Here is a 237-nt window from a genome sequence, read left to right on the forward strand (position 1 = left end):
TTGTGGGTGACTTCGGCTGCTGAGCGCAGTAATCGTCGTCTTGCCATACTAACCACCTTAGTGCGTGGGGCGTGTACAGATCGGTTTTTTGTTGCCCCTAATTTTACTTTTCATATTGAAAACATAGAATATTTAGTAGCCTTCATGGTTATGTTGATTGTTGGCTTTGTGATCAGCCAATTGGCAGGCGAGCTCAGTACTAAAGTTAGGGATGTGCAATTACATGCAAGTAATAGT

At 42.6% G+C, this 237-nt stretch carries 1 protein-coding gene; it reads left to right on the plus strand.

The genetic code is table 11. From position 1 onward, the window contains the following. A partial coding sequence (locus tag R2R70_RS23070) for a DUF4118 domain-containing protein (RefSeq protein WP_410979356.1) occupies nt 1-237 on the plus strand: 237 nt, incomplete at both ends.

This window comes from Cobetia sp. SIMBA_158, from assembly GCF_046566945.1.
Taxonomy (GTDB): Bacteria; Pseudomonadota; Gammaproteobacteria; order Pseudomonadales; family Halomonadaceae; genus Cobetia; species Cobetia amphilecti.